An 18,965-nucleotide genomic window follows, 5' to 3' on the forward strand; every position below is an offset into this window, starting at 1 on the left:
CGGAGACGACCTATGGCTTATCAATCGCAAGACATCATTCGTCGTTCCGCCACTAACGGTTTCACCCCCGCGCCTCAGGCGCGGGACCATCAGGAAGAAGTGGCGAAGCTTATCGACGTCACCACCTGTATCGGCTGTAAAGCATGTCAGGTGGCGTGTTCTGAATGGAACGACATCCGTGATGAAGTGGGCAACAACGTTGGGGTGTACGACAACCCGGCCGATTTGACCGCCAAATCCTGGACGGTGATGCGCTTCTCGGAAGTGGAACAAAACGACAAACTGGAATGGCTTATCCGCAAGGATGGCTGTATGCACTGCGCCGATCCGGGCTGCCTGAAGGCGTGTCCGGCTGAAGGCGCAATCATTCAGTATGCCAACGGTATCGTCGACTTCCAGTCTGAGCAGTGCATAGGCTGTGGCTACTGCATCGCGGGCTGCCCGTTCGACGTGCCGCGCCTCAATCCGGAAGACAACCGCGTCTACAAATGTACGTTGTGCGTTGACCGTGTTGTGGTCGGGCAAGAACCGGCCTGCGTGAAAACCTGCCCAACCGGTGCCATTCATTTCGGCACCAAGGAGTCGATGAAAACCCTGGCAGGCGAACGCGTGGCGGAGCTGAAAACGCGTGGTTACGAAAACGCGGGTCTGTACGATCCGGCGGGTGTTGGCGGTACGCACGTAATGTACGTATTGCACCATGCGGACAAGCCAAATCTGTATCACGGCCTGCCGGAGAACCCGGAGATCAGCGCTACCGTTAAGTTCTGGAAAGGCATCTGGAAACCCCTCGCAGCCGTCGGCTTTGCAGCGACATTTGCGGCCAGCATCTTCCACTACGTCGGCGTAGGCCCGAACCGTGCGGAAGAGGAAGAAGACAATCTGCATGAAAAAGACGACGAGGTGCGCAAATGAAACGACGTGACACCATCGTGCGCTACACGGCGCCGGAACGCATCAACCACTGGATCACCGCCTTCTGCTTCATTCTGGCGGCGGTGAGCGGGATGGGCTTTCTCTTCCCGTCTTTTAACTGGCTGATGCACATCATGGGCACTCCACAACTGGCGCGAATTGTGCACCCGTTTGTCGGCGTGATCATGTTTGCCTCGTTTATCATCATGTTTTTCCGTTACTGGCACCACAATCTAATCAATCGGGATGATATCTTTTGGGCGAAGAATATTCGTAAGATTGTCGTCAACGAGGAAGTAGGTGACACGGGACGTTATAACTTCGGCCAGAAATGCGTATTCTGGGCGGCGATTATCTTCCTGGTCCTGTTGCTGGTGAGCGGAGTGGTCATCTGGCGTCCGTATTTTGCGCCTGCTTTCTCAATCCCGGTGATCCGATTCGCGTTAATGCTGCATTCATTTGCCGCAGTAGCGTTAATTGTGGTTATCATGGTGCACATTTACGCCGCCCTTTGGGTGAAAGGCACCATTACCGCGATGGTGGAAGGATGGGTTACCAGTTCATGGGCGAAGAAACATCACCCGCGCTGGTACCGTGAAGTCCGCCAGAAACAGGAAAAGTCATCTGAATGAGTATTCGCATAATCCCGCAAGATGAGCTGGAGAAGAGCGAGAAACGCACGGCGGATATGATTCCGCCGTTATTATTCCCCAGACTCAAAAATTTGTATAACCGCCGCGCTGAGCGCCTGCGCGAGCTGGCCGAGAACAACCCGCTGGGCGACTACCTGCGCTTTGCCGCACTGATCGCCCACGCGCAGGAAGTGGTGTTGTACGACCATCCGCTGCAGATGGATCTGACCGCTCGTATCAAAGAAGCGAACGATCAGGGCAAACCGCCGCTGGATATCCACGTTCTGCCACGCGACAAGCACTGGCAAAAACTGCTGCAGTCGTTAATTGCTGAGCTGAAACCAGAAATGAGCGGCCCTGCGCTTGCCGTGATCGAAAATCTGGAAAAAGCCTCAGAGCAGGAACTGGAGCTGATGGCCAGCGCGCTGTTTGCCTCTGATTTCGCCTCCGTCAGCAGCGATAAAGCGCCGTTTATTTGGGCTGCCCTGTCGCTCTACTGGGCGCAGATGGCAAGCCTGATCCCCGGCAAAGCCCGTGCGGAATACGGTGAACAGCGTCAGTACTGCCCCGTGTGTGGTTCAATGCCGGTCTCCAGCATGGTGCAAATCGGTACCACTCAGGGGCTGCGTTATCTGCACTGCAACCTGTGTGAAACCGAGTGGCACGTGGTACGCGTGAAGTGCAGCAACTGCGAGCAAAGCCGTGATTTGAACTACTGGTCGCTGGATAACGAACAGGCGGCAATTAAAGCTGAAAGCTGCGGCGACTGTGGGACTTACCTGAAGATTCTCTATCAGGAAAAAGACCCTAAAGTTGAAGCCGTGGCTGACGATCTCGCTTCACTGATGCTGGACGCGCACATGGAGCAAGAGGGCTTTGCCCGCAGCTCCATCAACCCGTTCCTGTTCCCAGGTGAAGGGGAGTAAGTTTTAAGATCTTCCCCCGGCAATTGAACCAAACTGCCGGGGATTATCTTAGTGCCTGAATGACATGTTTTGGATCATTGGCAATAGCACGTAACAACGCTTTTGCTGGACCGGTCGGTGAACGACGCCCTTGCTCCCAATTTCGCAACGTATCCACGCTTACCGATATCAAATCTGCGAAACGACTCTGTGATAATCCTGAAGACTGGCGAATTTCCTTTATTTTCATGGCGTCAATATGAAAGGTACGGGAAGGTTGTCGCGTTCCTTCAGCGATCTCATTCATCTGAACCATACTTTGAGTTAATCGCTCAAATAGTGCCTTATCCATTTACCACCTCCCATCCAACATACGCAGCAGCACTTTTTCTTGTGGAGTCAGATCATCCTTGATCCCTTTCTGATAAATCAGCAACAATCGAATTTGTGATTTTCTGATTTGATGAAAGTAAATAATCCTCACACCGCTACGTTTGCCTTTCCCTCGCGATCTCCAGCGAACCTTTCTCAGCCCGCCCGTTTCTTGTATCAGATCGCCACAATCAGGCTGAATCGCAAGGAATATCTGTAATCTGCGGTATTCATCATCATCCAGTAATTTTTTGACGTCTTCAGTGAAGATTTCCGTTTCTATGAATAGCATTTTGAGTACGCCATTGGACTATATTAATAGAAATTAACTATACGTCAATGGCGTATAGTACATTTTCCTCACAATACAGAATTCAAACAGCAGAAACCAATGACGGTATTTAATCTGCGAGCCGCTTTCCAAAATCATACCGGCCCCCATTTTTCCCATTTTCATTCTTAGTTATCCAGGTTATAAACCTGTATATCCATACAGATAAGGAGATGTGAAAATGGCACTGGAAAGCGGGATTGCACAGCTGGTTGAGGCATTTATCGCGGCGGGACGCCCTTCTTCGCGCGAGCAGAATATTGATGACCGGAGAGCAGGCTACATCGCCAGCACGGTCCTGGCCGGAGACACTGAAACCCGCGTACAGGTTGAAGATATTGAACTCGATGCCATGATGTTTCGCGTAGTTTCGCCGCGGGGCAGCACGGGAAATCTCCCCTGCGTTATCTATTATCACGGCGGCTGCTTTGTCAGCGGCGGATTTACCACACATGATAACCAGCTAAGGCAACTCGCCTGGTACAGCGGCTGTCGGGTCATTGCGGTGCAGTATCGCCTCGCACCAGAGCACATCTTCCCGGCAGCACATAACGATGCTGAATCGGGGGCCAATCTTATCTGGAAGTATGCCCAGAAACTGGGTGTCGACCGCAGCAACATTACGCTGGCTGGCGACAGCGCTGGCGGGCATCTGGCGCTGGTCACCGCACTACGCCTGAAAGCTACCAGGCAATGGCAACCTGCGCAGCTTATGCTGATCTACCCGATGCTGGATGCAACCGCCAGCTTTGCGAGCTATGACCACAATGGAAAGGATTACATTATCACCCGCGACACGCTGCTGTCGGGCTACGAGATGTATATGCCGCAAACCAATCCACTGCATCCCGAAGTCAGCCCGCTCTGGCGCGAAGACTTCAACGGTTTACCGCCCACGCACATCATTACAGCTGAATTCGACCCACTGCGAGATGAAGGTGAGGCCCTGTATCAACGGTTCCAGGAGCAGGGCGTGGATTGCACCTGCCAACGCTATCTCGGTGTTATCCACGGATTTTTCCAGCTATCAGGGGTGAGTCAAGCGGCACGAAGCGCAATGCGGGATGTTGCCTGGCGCGCCATAAATTCTACAGCAGTAAGACATGCTTAATTAATATAGTGTTTTCATCTTGTAAACTTAATTGCGTTGCGTTATTTTGTTTTCAGGTTGAAAACCTTGTAATGGAACTACACCGTGCATGTTATCAGCCGAAAACCTTTTAACGAGGCAATGCTCATGTATCCAAATCATCAGCTTGCTCTCGCTGATTTACTGAATGTTTTGGAGAAAAAAACATTCATTCAGCCTGAAGAGATGAAGCAGTATATTCCTTCACTGGATAATTTTAAGTACAGAGATAAATGGTGGGTGATTGATGTTTCTGGTAACAGCCTAAGACTCATCTCCTACATAGATTTCAGGTCACATAAGATATTTGTCAAACATATCGTTTCCCATGCCGAATATGACAAACTGACAGCATATTATCGGGGTAATAAAGAATGAGAACGCATCGTCATATGGATGCAGCCAGCGCAAAAAAGATTGTTGATACCTTCAGCGATGCGGTAAAAACCATCCCACTGTTGGGGGAAGACCGAAATGACACTGAGTATCGCAGGGCACTTGCGCTAGTGGAGTATCTGGTCGACCACGACGATCTTGAAAACCCACTATTTGAATTGCTCTGTGCCCGAATCAGTAAATATGAAAAACATGCGCCGGAATTCAAAGCACTCAACCAACACCTGGAGAAAACACCCTCTGGCGTTTCAGTATTGCGTACGCTCATGGACCAATACAGTCTCAAAGCAGCAGACCTTGCCAACGAACTCGGTTCAAAATCGAACGTCAGCAACATCTTAAATGGTCGCAGAGCACTGACTGTAAGCCATATTAAAGCGCTTGCAGAACGCTTTAATCTTCCGGCAGACGCATTCATCGAGTAGAGAAGATACCCTCTGACTTACTCTTCCTCGTTCCCGCCTTCTTCATATGCGCCAAACGGTTTTGCGGGTAGCACAATGTAGGTGCCTTCGAACACCACGCCCGGCGTGTCGTCGCCAAATACCCCGACCTGCATCTGAACGCGCGCCTTACGACCTCTTGCCAGACGATCCAGGTCTCCGCTCAGCGAGCCCAGATCGGCGATGGCTGTAGGTTTCCCGGTGATCGGCCTGCTGTACCGTATATGCGCGTCAGCAAGGATTATCGTCCCGCCGAGATGACGCTCGCGCAGCATTAGCCAGATTAGCCCCCAGCCCGTTAGCGTCGCCAGTGAAAACAGGCTCCCGGCAAACAGCGTATGGTGCGGGTTCTGATTGCCCGTCTCGGGCATCGTGGTGATAAATTTCTGCCCGGTATATTGCTGAATGCGCACACCCATTTTCTCACTCAATGGAATATGTTCGTACCAGGCTTGCTGTAGCTGTCCGCACCAGTCCCCGCGATGGAGAATGTCGTCCAGCGTCGCGATGGGTTTAATCATCAAAAAGTGACGCACCGGCGTGGTTTGCGGCGTGGTGATTTCTCCCTGGCTCACAAACCCCAGCTTGGCGAAAAATTCGACCGCATCTTCACGGGCGCTACAGGTTACGCGCTTTACCCCTTCCTGACGCGCCACAGACTCCAGGGTCATCGCCATCAGCGTGCCCAACCCTTTCTCCTGCACGGAGGGGTCAACGGCCATAAAGCGTATGGAGGCTTCGTTATCCGCATTGATGTACAGACGTCCTACTGCGACCAGATTCCCCTCTTCGTCCACCACCATCTGGTGATGCGCCATCGCATCCCAGGCATCCCGTTCGGAGCCTTTAGGCTGGTGCAACGGTTTACGCAGCATCTCCCAGCGAAACTGGTAGTAACGCTCCAATTCTTCTTCTGTTTGCGGTACTCGAAGGTGATACATCGTCGTATTCTCTCTTGTTGTCCGCGGCCACACCGGTAGCTGGTTCATACTTGTAACCAGAACGTCACGGGGCCATCATTAACCAGTGAAACCTGCATATCCGCAGCGAATCGACCGGTTTGCGTATTCATTTCCTGTTGGCGGCAACGCTCAACAAAGTACTCATACAGCGCCTCTGCACGATCGGGCGCAGCCCCTTTTGAAAACCCCGGGCGCATGCCGCGTTCGGTATCTGCCGCCAGCGTGAACTGTGAAACCACCAGCACGCTGCCCCCTGACTGCTGCACGTTAAGGTTCATTTTGCCTTCGGCATCGCTAAAGATTCGATAGCCGAGTACGCGCTCGCACAGGCGGTTCGCTTTCTGTTCGTCATCATCCCTTTCGACACCTAACAGGACCAAAAGTCCTGGGCCAATTTCACCCGTCACCTCGCCCTCCACGGTGACGCTGGCACGGGTTACGCGCTGAATTAATGCAATCATGGTTGCTCTGCTTCTTCTTGTTCTGCGGCTTGTTTAAGTTTGCGGTATTCCCCGAGAGTGACAGTTATTTCCGCGCCTAGCAAGACGATACACCAGGTCCAGTATACCCAGACGAATAAAATGGGGATCACCGCCAGGACACCGTAAATGAGCTGATAAGACGGGAACATCGTGATATAGAGCGCAAATCCTTTCTTTCCGGTTTCGAACAACACAGCGGCCACAAAGGCACCAATAACCGCATCACGGTTAGGTACACGCGTAGTCGGTACGATGCTGTAAAGCAGCCAGAAAGAGAGCCAGGAAAGCACCAGCGGGAAAATACGCAGGACGTTATCAATCACCGTGTTGAGATCGCTGGCCCAGCGCAATGACAACAGATAAGAGCTGATCGCCAGACTGGCCCCCGCCAGCAGTGGCCCCAGCGTTAAAATCATCCAGTAAACGGCGAAAGAGTAAACTTTAGGCCGAGTACGCTTGCTGCGCCAGATAGTATTCAGCGCGTTATCAATGGAATACATCAGTAATAGCGCTGTCACAATCAGCCCACACGCCCCAACGGCGGTCATTTTGTTCGAGTTGGCGACGAACTGTTCGATATAACGCTGAATGACATCTCCCGTCGCCGGGATAAAGTTTGCGAAAATGAAATGACGTAGCTGGACGCTGACGTCAGAAAACATCGGAAATGCGGCGAAAAGCGCAAAAACTACGGCAATAAGCGGCACTAATGAGAGCAATGAGACATAGGCAAGATTCCCTGCCAGCGTCGTCATGTTGTCCTCATCAATCCGCTGCCATAGTAGTTTCAGCCAGGCCCGAACAGGACGTGTATGGTGCCTGGCTTGTTGCCGAACATTTTTTAGCATAGCAACTTCGCGAAATAGTCCGGAATGGTCGTTTTATCGACAACCTGGATGCTGGTAATCCCTAACCGATTAGCCCCTTCAATATTATCGGCGTTGTCGTCGAAAAATACCGCCTCATGCGCAGAAAAACCTTCAGACTGCAGGACATGCTGGTAAATCCGCGCTTCCGGTTTACGCATGCCCAGATCCTGGGAAAGGTAAATATGGTCAGCAGCCTGACGGATTTCGGGGTATTCGTCCGGCCAAAACGTCGTGTGCAGACGATTAGTATTCGACAAGACGACCACCCGATGCCCCTGCTCACGCAGCTTTTGCATGATGTCGATGACTTCAGGACGCAAGGCAACAAAAACAGCCTGCCAGCCGTGGGAGAACTGCTCATAGCTTAGCGGTAGCGCCATGTCATGACATAGCGCTTCGGCAAAGGCTTCATCCGTTATTTCACCTCGCTCGTGCTGGTGAAAAGCCTCTCCCATGGTGAAACTTTGCTTTAACGAAGCCAGCGGTACACGGCTCAGATCGCTCCAAGTACCTAACACGCGATTGAAGTCGATATCGACAATCACATTCCCCAAATCAAAGATATAGAGCATGCCCTTCTCCTTATTCGCCGTGGATGAATAACTGTAGCGGGAAAGGAGAAGTTTGACTATGAGTCCCTGTCGGGATTATTGGCTAAGCCATCAGAATTCCTGTGTAAATTGCCAGCGCGATTCAATCACCAACGGAAGACCTGCACTGACAAACTGCGGTGTCCTATTTATCGCATTTGGCGCCTGAGTAAGCGGATTGACACATGTTGCGTCGGGCTGTTTGTCAAAAACAACCAGGCTTTGCGCACTCGATGTCATCGTCATACTCAGCTTACCTGGCCACTGTAATCTGACATTGAGACCATCATTAAAACCAAAGCAGTCATCCCACGGGCCTGATTGTGGGGGGATTTTATTACCTGTTGGTAACTCATTATTCCCGGCTTCTTCCTGCCAGTCGGCCTTAAAACATACCAGTAATTCATCTTCTTCATTCTGCTGGCCCAGTTGTTTTGCAAACCAGGGGTGCCATCCAGCAGATGCCGGAAAAGTTTCAGACATGGTGTGAATTTCAAGTCGCAGAATTAACGCATCGTCTTCAAGAGTCAGCGTCTGCAGGACCTCTCCTTGCCAGGGCCAGGGAGCGCCCAGTGGCATGCGCAGTTTCAAGGTATCCGCTTTATGTTCGACAATTTCCCATGATGAATAACAGGCCATACCATGTAGAGCATGAGGCGGTTTGTTAGCAGGTAATACGTACTGTTTCTCCCCCACGGTCAATGTTGCATCGCCAAGGCGGCCTGCCCAAGGAACCATAGGAAAGCAGCCATACTGAAATGCTTTACGCTGTGGCTCCCATTGACGTAACACTTCAAAACCAAACGCCTGAACCGAGGTGATTCTGGCACCATCGCGCGGAAAAATTTGCAGACGTAGATGTCCTTTTTCCAGAAAAATAGGTTGGCCGATCGGTCCCGGCCAGACGGTATCAAAAGCACGTTGTAATGCTTGATAATGCTCAGTATTCAATTCATTGTTCATGTTATTGCTCTCTGATATTTCGGTAAGAAGTTAAATGTTATTAGCGTCATTTTTATTGTCTGAATGTGGCTCGATAAGCCAGACGCAAATGAATGAAAGTATTGAGATAACAAACAGAAACAGTGCTACATACCACGGTTTCCCGCCTCCCAGCGCCAACAAGCTGGAGGCAATGAGCGGGCTTAACCCACCCAGAATTGCTGAGAACTGATAGGCAAAGGAAAGACCCGTATAGCGCACTCGTGTTCCGAACATACGAGTAAATAAGGTGGGTTGTACTGCAAACATCATCGTTGGCCCCAGGTTATAGCCAAGGATCATGCAGCACCAGATGATAAGTGTGCTTTTCGTATCCAGCAGCAGGAAGAATGGGAATGCAAAAAGGATGCAAAAACCAGCGCCAAATAAATACATCTTCCGTTGCCCAACGCGGTCAGAGATCCAACCAATTAATGGACAACACACAATGCCAATTGCTGAGGCGATTAGCATGCCGTTGAGTGGAATATCCCTTGATAATGCCAACTGGCTGGAAATATAGACAATACCAAAGGCATTAATGATGTTCGACGAAACGCTCTCCGCCAGCCTGGCCCCTAGCGCTAACAGAATATTCCGTGGATGCTTACGGAAAAGTTCAATCAACGGTGGTGCTGATTGTTCCTGTGAGACAGCCGTTTTTTGTTTTTTAAAATCCAGTGTTTCTTCAGTATGTAACCGTATAAACATCCCAACAATTAACATGATGGCAGATAGCCAAAAAGGGATACGCCATCCCCAGGCCAGAAACTCTTCCTGAGTCAGGAAGTGATTGCATAATGCAAACACCCCTGTCGCCAGCATTATCCCAACTGAGGCTGCCGTTTGTGGGAGCGAACCTAAAAACCCGCGCTTCGCCTCAGGCGCAGATTCAATAGTCATCAATGCAGCCCCGCCATATTCCCCACCCAGACCGAACCCCTGAACCAGGCGCAGAACCATCAATATAATCGGGGCCCAGATACCAATATCCTGGTATGTTGGAATGAAACCGATTAAAAACGTTGAGGAGCCAACTATCGCTAACGTCCAAATCAACGTTATTTTGCGACCGACTTTATCGCCAAAGTGGCCAAAAACAATGCCTCCAAGCGGACGTGACAGAAAACCCACACCAAAGGTGGCGAATGCGGCGATTAAACCAATAAAAGGATCGCTATCAGGGAAAAACAGGGGAGCAAAGACTAGCCCTGCCGCCGTTCCGAAAATAAAAAAATCGTACCATTCCATCAACGCGCCAGCGAAACTGCCCATGACAACGCGTCTCATGGCTTTGCCGGATAGCTCTTTCCCTGGTACATGTTCTATTTCAGCCATAATTTTCCTCTCCGGGTCGGCGAGAAATCTGCGCAATAAAATCACTAAAAAAGCGGCGGATTTATACGAAAAAGCGCGTCGGCATGTTGCGACGCGCTTGCTTGTTATTTATCCAGCTCAGCCAGTACCTCAGCGTCTTCAGCGTCAACGTTTGCGCCAAGTGGTTCCCACTTAATCAACACGCATGTCAGGAAGCCGAGAAAAGGAACAATTGCCAGCCAATAGAACGCTTCTGTCTTTAATGCACCCCACAACATAGGCCAGAAAATAAGTCCGGCAATCGCCCCAGTACGCATAATTGCACGAGCAAATCCTACGCCTGTCGGGCGAATAGATGGCGGATAAGAAAGTGTGGCAATGGTCATTCCCAGGCCGCCCGGGCCCGCTGAATGGAAGAAAATGATTGCGCCCAACAAACCTAAAGAAAGCCATGGGTTGGTGGTTGCTAATGCACCTAAAGCCAGTAATGCAACCGTTACGACGGCGAAACCATACATCGACTGAAGGCGAGTTCCCAAACGCTGGAGGATAAGAGAACCAATCAATCCACCTGTAATGCCACACAGGGCATTCACTACCGCAGAACCGCTAAGAGCCCCGGTTAATCCGCCACTTAGGATTCCCGCCAAAGTCAGAGGTAAATAAACACCTACGGCGTTATATTGCCAGGCTTGCATCGTCGCCACAACGCAGCCGAGAATAGTACGTTTGCGATAACGTGAGTTAAATAAAATCCCATAGCCGCCATGAAACTTACTTTCTGTTTTTTCAGCAGAAAAATCATCGTTTTTTGGTTTGGCAGCAACGCGAGCATGAACACCATAGCGTTTAGCCAGAATATCGCAGGCTTTATCATAACGTCCGACTCGTGCGGCCCACATTGCAGACTCACCGATGAAGAAATAACGCAGAATCATGATAATGACGGCAAAAATAGCACCAATGAAAATACCATAGCGCCATAATTGCTCTTCCGCGATACCCGACAACAACAGTGGAAGCAGCACAAGATAGACAACCGTAGTTGATACATACCAGGCCATTTGCCAGAGATTAACTGACGAACCGGTTTTCTTAGATGTTGAGCCGCGTAGTTCTGCCACCGCATTTGTTGCCAGCGGGAAATCAATACCCAAGCCAAATCCCATGATTACGCGACACACCAGCACCCACCAGATGTTCGGGGCTATCGCGACAGCTGCGGCACCTATTGTGCACAGGCCCATTCCGATGATAAATGCACGCTTTTGACCAAAGCGGTTAATCACACGGTTCGCCAGTAATCCACCAATCAGGGCGGCGACTAAAACAGAGGCGTTAACCGTCGCCGCCAGCCCCGGTGAAATACCAAATTGCAATGCGATATATTTATTACCAAAACCCACCATCGCCGCCTGATAGGCATCAATTAGAATGCCACCAAGAGCGATAAAAATGACGCCGACACTGGTGTTTACTGCTGAATGTTTATTAACAATATCAATCACGTCCTGGGGACGACCGATCGAGTAAGGTGTAGGACTGGTGATGTGACTCATCGCAGCATCCTTTTTCATTGTTGTAGGATGGCGCTACCCTTAAGCAGCGCCAGACAGAGGGTTACAGCATCAAACCTCAGCAAATTGCAGCATGACTTTTATAGAGTCATTTTGCTGCGCACGTTCAAACGCCTTATCCGCATCTTCGACAGGGAAGAGATCGGTCACCAGTTCGCTGGTGTCAAACCGCCCATCCGCAAGCCATTCAATCACGGCATCGAAGTCTTCCGGGATGTACATGCCGGAATTCAACAAATCGCGTTCAAAGCGCTGCATCATCGGAAGAGGAATTTCACGTGGGCCACTCGGTACCCCCATGCACACTACCGTTCCGCCAGCATAAACATGGGTAAATGCATCATTCAGCGTGGCCTGGGCGGCAACAACATCAATTGCCCCCGTAAAACGGACCTGTGCATCCAATTCCCCCGGAGCCCAGACTTCCGTGGCACCTAGCTTTAACGACAACGCGCGCTTGGCGGCATCAGGCTCGATGACGGTGATCTTTCCCGCGCCCATGATGCGCAATGCTTGAACGATGGATAAACCAATTGTCCCTGCACCAATCACTAATACACTTTCCAATGACGCTTTCGGCATACGGCTCACGCAATGACGCGCGCAGGCTGCGGGCTCAGCGAAAGCCAGTGCTTTTAGTGGTAACGAAGCAGGTGCAACATGGCAGTTTCGTGCAGGTACAATGTGCTGCGAGCGGGCAAAACCCGGCGCCCGGAAGCCAGCAACCTGTGGCGGCTCACACAGATTAAAGCGACCCGCTTTACAAGCACGACACTCCATGCAGGCCATAATTGGGTCGACTACGACATGATCGCCCGGCTTAACATTCGTTACTTCACTGCCCACTTCAGTTACGCGTGCCGCAATTTCATGTCCAGGCACAACCGGAGGTTTTGCAAATGGGTGTCCTCCTTTCAGTACATGCAGATCAGAGCCACATATTCCATAAAACACCGGAGCAATGCGGACTTCTTGCGGTTTAAGTTCCTGGTGCGGCAGCTCAACATATTGGGTGGTCACCTTCCCAATATCAGAAAATAGAACTTGGGTAATCTTATCCATGGTTCTTCTCCAGATTCGTTAAAATGGGTGATTAACGCTGAGAAATCCCTTCATCGACGATTTCTGCCAGGCGTTGTAAGCGTGGAACCGACACATCACGCAACATTGTTTGCGGATCTTGAGCACCAACAACCGATGCCCAAACGGCACGCCCTGCCAGGAATCCGGAAGCTCCACCCTTCATGGCGATACGGACCGCGCGGCCAAAAATGTCCGCATCAACACCAGAAGAGAGAATGACCCACGGCATTTTCATTTGTTCATGCAACTTTTGACACGCAGCAAGCAGGGTCTGTTCATCACCTTTGCCGCCTAATGGCATTTCAGCTTTATAGAGGTCAGCATCGGTGCAGCCGAGTTCAGCCGCTGCGGCAACGATGGCGCTTTCCCGGTCAAATTCCCAGCCACGACGAGGAGGACGAACGACCGGCTCAATGATGCTGACCAGCCCTGCGCTACGACAGCGTTGAACAAACTCAGCCACCATAGCCAAACGTTCTTCTGCGGGTTCATCTTCACGCCACAGCACTAACAACTTCATGGCTTTCGCACCCATTTCGCGGGCTTTATGCGGATCAATCGCTCTGTCAATTTCGACACTATCAACCGGAATACCATTACCCGGAACAAAATGGTCAGCCGCCACAATCAGTCCACATGAATCAGCGACTGCACCTTGAGAAACAATCTGATCGAGACAAAATTGTTTATCTGCCAGAACCGCTGAAGCGTAGGGAGACAGAATTTGTGTTGCTGCAACTTTAAAATCAGTCAATACGCTGTCGGCAACAGGTTTAGGATGTCCAGACGCTGCAAACATCAGACGCATTGCTTCACGCTGATCAACGGCCAGCATGGCAAATCCACCGCCAGGGCGAGAAATATCTTTCAGCGTGTATGGGGTATTGTGGGAAGACATAATAACTCCTGTAACTGTTTAAAATTTAGAGTGAATCTGGTCGGCCAGCCTGCTGACGAACCTGAGATAACAGCGCACTCCAGTCCTGACGGCCTCGACCGTTCTCGCTGGCACGGGTGTAATAGGTTTCTGCTGCAATGCCCATATTGAGCGGCGCACCGGTCTGACTAGCGACATCGACGGCAATACGCAGGTCTTTCAACGCGAGGTCCACCATGAATGCCGGAGAAAGGTCTCCTTTAAGTACCTTGCCAGGCCAGGTTGTCGTAAAGTGCCCCTTGCCTGCGGCAGTACCGCTCATGACCTTAATGGCCACATCAAGGCTCAAACCCAATGACTCGCAAAGAACAGCGGCTTCCGCTGACAAGGCGTTCAGCGCAATACTCATATAGTTATTGATGAGCTTTACGCGGATCCCCATACCGGGACCGCCAGCTTCCACTAGCTCATTCCCCATACACATCAGCACAGGGCGAGCACGTTCAACCTGTTCAGGCGTTCCGCCAGCAAGAATCAGCAGCGTGCCGTCAATCGCGTTAACTGACGTCCTGCCCACAGGAGCATCCATCATGCTGATGCCTTTCTCTTTCATCTCATGAATCAACTCATCGGTCTGCAATGGATGAATCGTGGACATGTCAATAACCAGGGCATTGGGGGACAGGCCTTCGCTGACGCCATCTTTACCCAGCAGAACTTGCCGAACGATGTCGCCATTTGGCAGCATAGTGATTATGAATTCGGCACCTTTAGCGGCTTCAGCGGGTGTTTGAGCAGCAGTCGCACCTTTTTGTACTAATTCATTGACTGCCTGTTGGTTTACGTCGAACACACGCAAAGCATGTCCCTTTTGCAACAGATTATTAGCCATTGGGCTGCCCATCTGGCCCAAGCCCAAAAATGCAACGGTTGTCATGAATGCTCTCCTGTCTCAGGTTGACAAAATAATTACAATTAAAAACTCGTTTTCGTCTGTTTTTGAGCATATTTGTAATTTATGACTAAAAACAAGACACGCGTCACTAATTTGATCATTTATGTCATTAAAATGAACAAAAGAAGACAAGATCACACAGGACTAACCAAATATGACCAGAATTGCATGTGTTGGAATCACCGTTCAGGACCGTATTTATTCTCTGAACAACCTGCCCGATGGCGGGGGAAAATATCAGTCAAATCAATATCTGGAGACAGGTGGCGGCCCGGCGGCAACAGCAGCTGTCGCCATTGCCCGGCTTGGTATTGACGTTGATTTTATAGGCCGTGTAGGCGATGACAGTTGTGGGAATACCTTGCTTAACGAGCTTCAGAGCTGGGGGGTCAATACGGCGTTCTGCCGGCAATACCCGAACTCCCGTTCATCCCAGTCCGCAATTTTGGTCGACCAGCATGGCGAACGCATTATCGTGAACTATCCAAGCCCGGATCTCGATACGGATGCAAGGTGGCTGGAGTCGATTGATTTTTCCCGTTATGACATCGTTCTGGCCGATGTACGTTGGCATGAAGGGACGTTGAAATCCTTCGAACTGGCACGTGCCGCCGGAGTTCCAACGCTGTTGGATGCCGATATGACACCACAAGATATAACCCCATTGGTGGCGCTTGCCGATCATGCCGTTTTTTCAACTCCAGGTCTGAAGAGAATGACCGGGCAAGATGATGCACAACAGGCACTTAAACTGGCCGCTGAGCAAACCAATGGTAAAGTGTACGTTACGCTTGGCGGCGAAGGGTCACTATGGATCGAAAATGGTCATATGTGTCAACAGACTGCATTTTCTGTCAATGTTGTGGATACAACCGGTGCAGGCGATGTTTTCCATGGTGCAATGGCAGCAGCTCTTGCAGAGCAAATGCCGACTGACCAGGCGATTCGCTTCGCAAGTGCGGTGGCGGCGATGAAATGCACTCAGGCGGGCGGACGAGCCGGAATTCCTAATCGTGCGCAAACCGAATCATTTTTGTCACTTTATGCGTAAAATAGCCAACAATTACGGGGAAGAAGTCCAGGAGTATTCATGAGCATCATTGAAGTCACCGGTAATCCGCGACACGATCAACTTGTTCATTACATTACAGAACGCGGCTATATGAATATCGAAGAGCTCGCACAATTGCTGGACGTGTCCACGCAAACAGTGCGCCGGGATATTCGTAAGTTAAGCGAACAGGGCTTGATCACCAGACATCATGGTGGAGCCGGACGTGTATCCAGCGTCATGAATACCGCCTTTGAACAGCGAGAGTTGTCCCTTACCCAGGAAAAAGAAGCGATTGCGGAAGCGGTTGCTGATTACCTTCCTGAACGCTGTACGGTATTTATTACCATTGGTACAACGGTGGAAGCCGTCGCACGAGCTTTGCTGAACCGTCGGGATCTTCGCATCATTACTAACAGTCTTCGTGTTGCGCAGATCTTATATAAGAATCAAGATCTTGAGGTTATGGTGCCCGGTGGAACGTTACGTGCTCATAATGGCGGTATTGTTGGCCCAGGAGCAGTGAACTTTATTGAAGGATTTAGAGCCGACTATTTGATTACCAGTATTGGTGCCATCGAGGAAGACGGCACACTATTGGAATTTGACGTTAACGAAGCGCTTGTCGCCAAAACGATGATTAAGCATGCACGTAATACGCTGTTAGTTGCTGATCATACTAAGTTTACCGCCTCAGCCGCTGTATCCATCGGTAATATGCGTAAAATTCGGGCATTTTTTACCGATTCCCAGCCACCAAATTCATTCAAGCAATTGCTTGATTTAGAAAATATTGAGCTAGTCATTGCAGAGCAGGAAACGACCTGATCTTTTAGATAAAAAAAGCCGCTGATAATCAGCGGCTTTTTTGTGCTTACCTGAAAAAGAGTGTTAATTACTCTTCTTTCGCGCCACGCATTGCACGGCGACGATCGTTTTCAGTCAGGTGACGCTTACGGATACGGATAGAGGTTGGTGTTACTTCTACCAGTTCGTCGTCATCGATGAATTCCAGAGCCTGCTCCAGAGTCATCTTAACCGGCGGAACCAGAACCGTTGCTTCGTCAGTACCAGACGCACGCATGTTAGTCAGTTTCTTACCGGTCAGGCAGTTTACAGTCAGGTCGTTAGAGCGGCTGTGAATACCGATGATCTGGCCTTCGTAAACTTCAGCACCGTGACCCAGGAACAGCTTACCGCGGTCCTGCAGGCTGAACAGTGCGAACGCAACTGCTTTACCCTGGCCGTTGGAGATCAGTACGCCGTTCTGACGCTGACCCACATCACCCGCACGAACATCGTCGTAGTGGCTGAAGGTGGAGTACAGCAGACCGGTACCGGAAGTCATGGTCATGAATTCTGAACGGAAGCCGATCAGACCACGGCTTGGGATCACGTAGTCAAGACGTACGCGGCCTTTGCCATCTGGATTCATGTTTTTCAGGTCGCCTTTACGCTCACCCAGAGCTTGCATCACAGAACCCTGATGCTGCTCTTCAACGTCCAGCGTTACGTTTTCGAACGGCTCTTGTTTACGGCCATCGATTTCGCGGAAGATTACTTTCGGACGGGAAACCGCCATTTCGAAACCTTCACGACGCATGTTTTCGATCAGAACAGATAGGTGCAGCTCACCACGACCGGATACACGGAACGCATCCGCATCTTCGGTTTCTTCAACGCGCAGCGCAACGTTGTGCACCAGCTCTTTGTTCAGGCGGTCAAGGATCTGACGAGAGGTAACATATTTACCTTCTTTACCGCAGAACGGAGAGGTGTTTACGCAGAAGAACATGGTAACGGTCGGTTCATCAACGGACAGAGCTGGCAGCGCTTCAACATTCTGCGGATCGCAGATGGTGTCGGAGATGTTCAGTTCGCCCAGACCGGTGATCGCGATGATATCGCCTGCTTCGGCAATATCACTCTCGATACGTTCCAGACCCAGATGAGTCAGAACTTTACCGACTTTACCGTTACGGGTTTTGCCTTCGCTATCAATGATAGTGATCTGCTGGTTCGGTTTAACTTTACCGCGTTTGATGCGGCCGATACCGATTACGCCAACGTAGTTGTTGTAGTCCAGCTGAGAGATTTGCATCTGCAGCGGGCCATCAAGATCTACGCTCGGAGCCGGTACACGATCAACGATAGTCTGATACAGCGGAGTCATGTCTTCAGCCATGTCTTCGTGATCCAGACCCGCGATACCGTTCAGCGCAGAAGCGTAAACGATCGGGAAGTCCAGCTGCTCGTCGGTAGCGTCGAGGTTAACGAACAGGTCAAATACCTGATCAACAACCCAGTCAGGACGCGCGCCAGGACGGTCAACTTTGTTGATAACAACAATTGGCTTCAGGCCATGGGCAAAGGCTTTTTTGGTCACGAAGCGCGTCTGCGGCATCGGACCGTCCATTGCATCCACCACCAGCAGCACAGAGTCGACCATGGACATTACACGTTCAACTTCACCACCGAAGTCGGCGTGCCCCGGGGTATCAACGATGTTGATACGGTAGTCATTCCATTTGATAGCGGTGTTTTTAGCGAGGATGGTAATCCCACGCTCTTTCTCCAAATCGTTGGAGTCCATCACGCGCTCTTGGGTTTCAGCACGTGCATCGAACGTACCGGATTGTTGGAGCAGCTTGTCTACCAGGGTCGTTTTACCATGGTCTACGTGCGCGATGATGGCGATGTTACGCAAATTTTCGATCACAACTTTGCCTCAGGCATTTTAGAAATAGCGCGTTATTGTACACGGATTAATCGCAGTACAAAACAGGATCACAAACATCCTCCGCAAACAAGTATTGCAGAGTTTCTTTGTGATCACATTCACGGAGCGTTAAAAGGGGTAATCTGACATGCTTTGCACCAATATGGTGCTTAATGTTCACATTAAAGCACTATAATGGTGCAATACAACCTTCATGGTGCAGCCCCTTTGCACGATGGTGCGCATGATAACGCCTTTTAGGGGCAATTTAAAAGTTGGCACAGATTTCGCTTTATATTTTTTATGGCGACACGGCCAATTTTTGCAGAATTGAAGACTTCGTTACCACGACGACAATGACCAATCCGGGAGAGTAAGT

At 50.5% G+C, this 18,965-nt stretch carries 21 protein-coding genes; 8 read left to right on the forward strand and 13 right to left on the reverse strand.

What is annotated here, in order from left to right; all coding sequences use genetic code 11:
• Positions 1-12: 12 nt before the first annotated feature.
• From fdoH to fdhE, 3 genes are read left to right on the forward strand one after another with little or no spacing between them, the layout of a single operon-like run.
• Positions 13-915, forward strand: a complete 903-nt coding sequence (gene fdoH, locus SK35_RS23480) for a formate dehydrogenase O subunit beta (RefSeq protein WP_003825273.1) — start codon at positions 13-15, stop codon at positions 913-915.
• Positions 912-1,547: a formate dehydrogenase cytochrome b556 subunit gene (gene fdoI, locus SK35_RS23485; RefSeq protein WP_003028686.1), complete on the forward strand. Its 636-nt coding sequence runs from the start codon at positions 912-914 to the stop codon at positions 1,545-1,547. Before fdoH ends, fdoI begins: the two co-directional genes overlap by 4 nt.
• The gene (gene fdhE, locus SK35_RS23490; RefSeq protein ID WP_003028685.1) at positions 1,544-2,473 is read left to right on the forward strand and encodes a formate dehydrogenase accessory protein FdhE; all 930 of its coding nucleotides are present in this window, start codon (positions 1,544-1,546) and stop codon (positions 2,471-2,473) included. Before fdoI ends, fdhE begins: the two co-directional genes overlap by 4 nt.
• A 43-nt stretch (positions 2,474-2,516) precedes the next feature.
• Here the strand turns inward: fdhE and nadS are convergent, their stop codons facing one another.
• Together nadS and SK35_RS23500 are read right to left on the reverse strand one after the other, a co-directional pair.
• A complete protein-coding gene (nadS, locus tag SK35_RS23495; protein WP_048215199.1) occupies positions 2,517-2,804 on the reverse strand; it encodes a NadS family protein in 288 nt (95 codons plus the stop codon).
• Complete coding sequence (locus tag SK35_RS23500; protein WP_048215200.1) at positions 2,805-3,116, reverse strand: hypothetical protein; 312 nt, start codon at positions 3,114-3,116, stop codon at positions 2,805-2,807.
• A gap of 220 nt (positions 3,117-3,336) precedes the next feature.
• Between SK35_RS23500 and SK35_RS23505 the strand changes: the two genes are divergently transcribed.
• From SK35_RS23505 to SK35_RS23515, 3 genes are all read left to right on the forward strand, one after another.
• Positions 3,337-4,266, forward strand: coding sequence for an alpha/beta hydrolase (locus SK35_RS23505; protein WP_048215201.1), 930 nt, complete (start codon positions 3,337-3,339; stop codon positions 4,264-4,266).
• 84 nt (positions 4,267-4,350) lie between these two features.
• Positions 4,351-4,662, forward strand: a complete 312-nt coding sequence (locus tag SK35_RS23510; RefSeq protein WP_048215202.1) for a type II toxin-antitoxin system HigB family toxin — start codon at positions 4,351-4,353, stop codon at positions 4,660-4,662.
• Entirely contained in the window at positions 4,659-5,105 is a 447-nt protein-coding gene (locus SK35_RS23515) for a helix-turn-helix domain-containing protein (RefSeq protein WP_048215203.1), read from the forward strand. The genes SK35_RS23510 and SK35_RS23515 overlap by 4 nt, the downstream gene beginning before the upstream one ends.
• A 17-nt stretch (positions 5,106-5,122) precedes the next feature.
• On the opposite strand, the gene fabY is transcribed toward SK35_RS23515, so the two are convergent.
• The 10 genes from fabY to yihU form a co-directional block, all read right to left on the reverse strand.
• Positions 5,123-6,064 (reverse strand): fatty acid biosynthesis protein FabY, encoded by a 942-nt coding sequence (gene fabY / locus SK35_RS23520; protein ID WP_003825286.1) that lies wholly within the window; start codon positions 6,062-6,064, stop codon positions 5,123-5,125.
• A 44-nt stretch (positions 6,065-6,108) separates the two neighbouring features.
• Positions 6,109-6,546 (reverse strand): D-aminoacyl-tRNA deacylase, encoded by a 438-nt coding sequence (gene dtd, locus SK35_RS23525; protein ID WP_003825289.1) that lies wholly within the window; start codon positions 6,544-6,546, stop codon positions 6,109-6,111.
• Complete coding sequence (locus SK35_RS23530; protein ID WP_048215204.1) at positions 6,543-7,415, reverse strand: virulence factor BrkB family protein; 873 nt, start codon at positions 7,413-7,415, stop codon at positions 6,543-6,545. Before SK35_RS23530 ends, dtd begins: the two co-directional genes overlap by 4 nt.
• Positions 7,409-8,008 (reverse strand): glucose-1-phosphatase, encoded by a 600-nt coding sequence (gene yihX, locus SK35_RS23535; protein WP_008786997.1) that lies wholly within the window; start codon positions 8,006-8,008, stop codon positions 7,409-7,411. The genes SK35_RS23530 and yihX overlap by 7 nt, the downstream gene beginning before the upstream one ends.
• A gap of 90 nt (positions 8,009-8,098) precedes the next feature.
• Positions 8,099-8,989 (reverse strand): aldose epimerase family protein, encoded by an 891-nt coding sequence (locus tag SK35_RS23540; protein ID WP_048215205.1) that lies wholly within the window; start codon positions 8,987-8,989, stop codon positions 8,099-8,101.
• Positions 8,990-9,019: 30 nt separating this feature from the next.
• Entirely contained in the window at positions 9,020-10,345 is a 1,326-nt protein-coding gene (locus tag SK35_RS23545) for an MFS transporter (protein ID WP_048215206.1), read from the reverse strand.
• A gap of 104 nt (positions 10,346-10,449) precedes the next feature.
• Positions 10,450-11,883 carry an MFS transporter gene (locus SK35_RS23550; protein WP_008786994.1) on the reverse strand — a complete coding sequence of 478 codons (1,434 nt, stop codon included), beginning with the start codon at positions 11,881-11,883 and terminating at the stop codon, positions 10,450-10,452.
• Between the two features lie 69 nt (positions 11,884-11,952).
• Positions 11,953-12,963: a zinc-dependent alcohol dehydrogenase gene (locus SK35_RS23555; protein WP_008786993.1), complete on the reverse strand. Its 1,011-nt coding sequence runs from the start codon at positions 12,961-12,963 to the stop codon at positions 11,953-11,955.
• A gap of 31 nt (positions 12,964-12,994) precedes the next feature.
• Positions 12,995-13,882, reverse strand: a complete 888-nt coding sequence (locus SK35_RS23560) for an aldolase (protein ID WP_008786992.1) — start codon at positions 13,880-13,882, stop codon at positions 12,995-12,997.
• A gap of 25 nt (positions 13,883-13,907) precedes the next feature.
• Positions 13,908-14,798: a sulfolactaldehyde 3-reductase gene (gene yihU / locus SK35_RS23565; RefSeq protein WP_008786991.1), complete on the reverse strand. Its 891-nt coding sequence runs from the start codon at positions 14,796-14,798 to the stop codon at positions 13,908-13,910.
• A gap of 172 nt (positions 14,799-14,970) precedes the next feature.
• On the opposite strand from yihU, the gene SK35_RS23570 reads away from it, so the two are divergent.
• Together SK35_RS23570 and SK35_RS23575 are read left to right on the forward strand one after the other, a co-directional pair.
• Positions 14,971-15,867 carry a sugar kinase gene (locus SK35_RS23570; RefSeq protein ID WP_008786990.1) on the forward strand — a complete coding sequence of 299 codons (897 nt, stop codon included), beginning with the start codon at positions 14,971-14,973 and terminating at the stop codon, positions 15,865-15,867.
• 39 nt (positions 15,868-15,906) lie between these two features.
• Positions 15,907-16,695, forward strand: a complete 789-nt coding sequence (locus tag SK35_RS23575; RefSeq protein WP_008786989.1) for a DeoR/GlpR family DNA-binding transcription regulator — start codon at positions 15,907-15,909, stop codon at positions 16,693-16,695.
• A gap of 67 nt (positions 16,696-16,762) precedes the next feature.
• Here SK35_RS23575 and typA read toward each other — a convergent pair whose 3' ends face one another.
• Entirely contained in the window at positions 16,763-18,586 is a 1,824-nt protein-coding gene (gene typA, locus SK35_RS23580; RefSeq protein ID WP_008786988.1) for a ribosome-dependent GTPase TypA, read from the reverse strand.
• Positions 18,587-18,965: the final 379 nt, after the last annotated feature.

It is taken from the genome of Citrobacter sp. MGH105, from assembly GCF_001037485.2.
Lineage (GTDB): Bacteria > Pseudomonadota > Gammaproteobacteria > Enterobacterales > Enterobacteriaceae > Citrobacter > Citrobacter portucalensis.

Coding starts and splice junctions, on each gene's coding strand:
- fdhE (WP_003028685.1), top strand. CDS start 1,544: ATGAGTATTCGCATAATCCCGCAAGATGAGCTGGAGAAGAGCGAGAAA.
- SK35_RS23555 (WP_008786993.1), bottom strand. CDS start 12,963: ATGGATAAGATTACCCAAGTTCTATTTTCTGATATTGGGAAGGTGACC.
- SK35_RS23530 (WP_048215204.1), bottom strand. CDS start 7,415: ATGCTAAAAAATGTTCGGCAACAAGCCAGGCACCATACACGTCCTGTT.
- SK35_RS23540 (WP_048215205.1), bottom strand. CDS start 8,989: ATGAACAATGAATTGAATACTGAGCATTATCAAGCATTACAACGTGCT.
- fdoH (WP_003825273.1), top strand. CDS start 13: ATGGCTTATCAATCGCAAGACATCATTCGTCGTTCCGCCACTAACGGT.
- SK35_RS23570 (WP_008786990.1), top strand. CDS start 14,971: ATGACCAGAATTGCATGTGTTGGAATCACCGTTCAGGACCGTATTTAT.
- yihX (WP_008786997.1), bottom strand. CDS start 8,008: ATGCTCTATATCTTTGATTTGGGGAATGTGATTGTCGATATCGACTTC.
- SK35_RS23500 (WP_048215200.1), bottom strand. CDS start 3,116: ATGCTATTCATAGAAACGGAAATCTTCACTGAAGACGTCAAAAAATTA.
- nadS (WP_048215199.1), bottom strand. CDS start 2,804: ATGGATAAGGCACTATTTGAGCGATTAACTCAAAGTATGGTTCAGATG.
- fdoI (WP_003028686.1), top strand. CDS start 912: ATGAAACGACGTGACACCATCGTGCGCTACACGGCGCCGGAACGCATC.
- SK35_RS23560 (WP_008786992.1), bottom strand. CDS start 13,882: ATGTCTTCCCACAATACCCCATACACGCTGAAAGATATTTCTCGCCCT.
- SK35_RS23550 (WP_008786994.1), bottom strand. CDS start 11,883: ATGAGTCACATCACCAGTCCTACACCTTACTCGATCGGTCGTCCCCAG.
- dtd (WP_003825289.1), bottom strand. CDS start 6,546: ATGATTGCATTAATTCAGCGCGTAACCCGTGCCAGCGTCACCGTGGAG.
- SK35_RS23575 (WP_008786989.1), top strand. CDS start 15,907: ATGAGCATCATTGAAGTCACCGGTAATCCGCGACACGATCAACTTGTT.
- yihU (WP_008786991.1), bottom strand. CDS start 14,798: ATGACAACCGTTGCATTTTTGGGCTTGGGCCAGATGGGCAGCCCAATG.
- SK35_RS23515 (WP_048215203.1), top strand. CDS start 4,659: ATGAGAACGCATCGTCATATGGATGCAGCCAGCGCAAAAAAGATTGTT.
- fabY (WP_003825286.1), bottom strand. CDS start 6,064: ATGTATCACCTTCGAGTACCGCAAACAGAAGAAGAATTGGAGCGTTAC.
- SK35_RS23545 (WP_048215206.1), bottom strand. CDS start 10,345: ATGGCTGAAATAGAACATGTACCAGGGAAAGAGCTATCCGGCAAAGCC.
- SK35_RS23505 (WP_048215201.1), top strand. CDS start 3,337: ATGGCACTGGAAAGCGGGATTGCACAGCTGGTTGAGGCATTTATCGCG.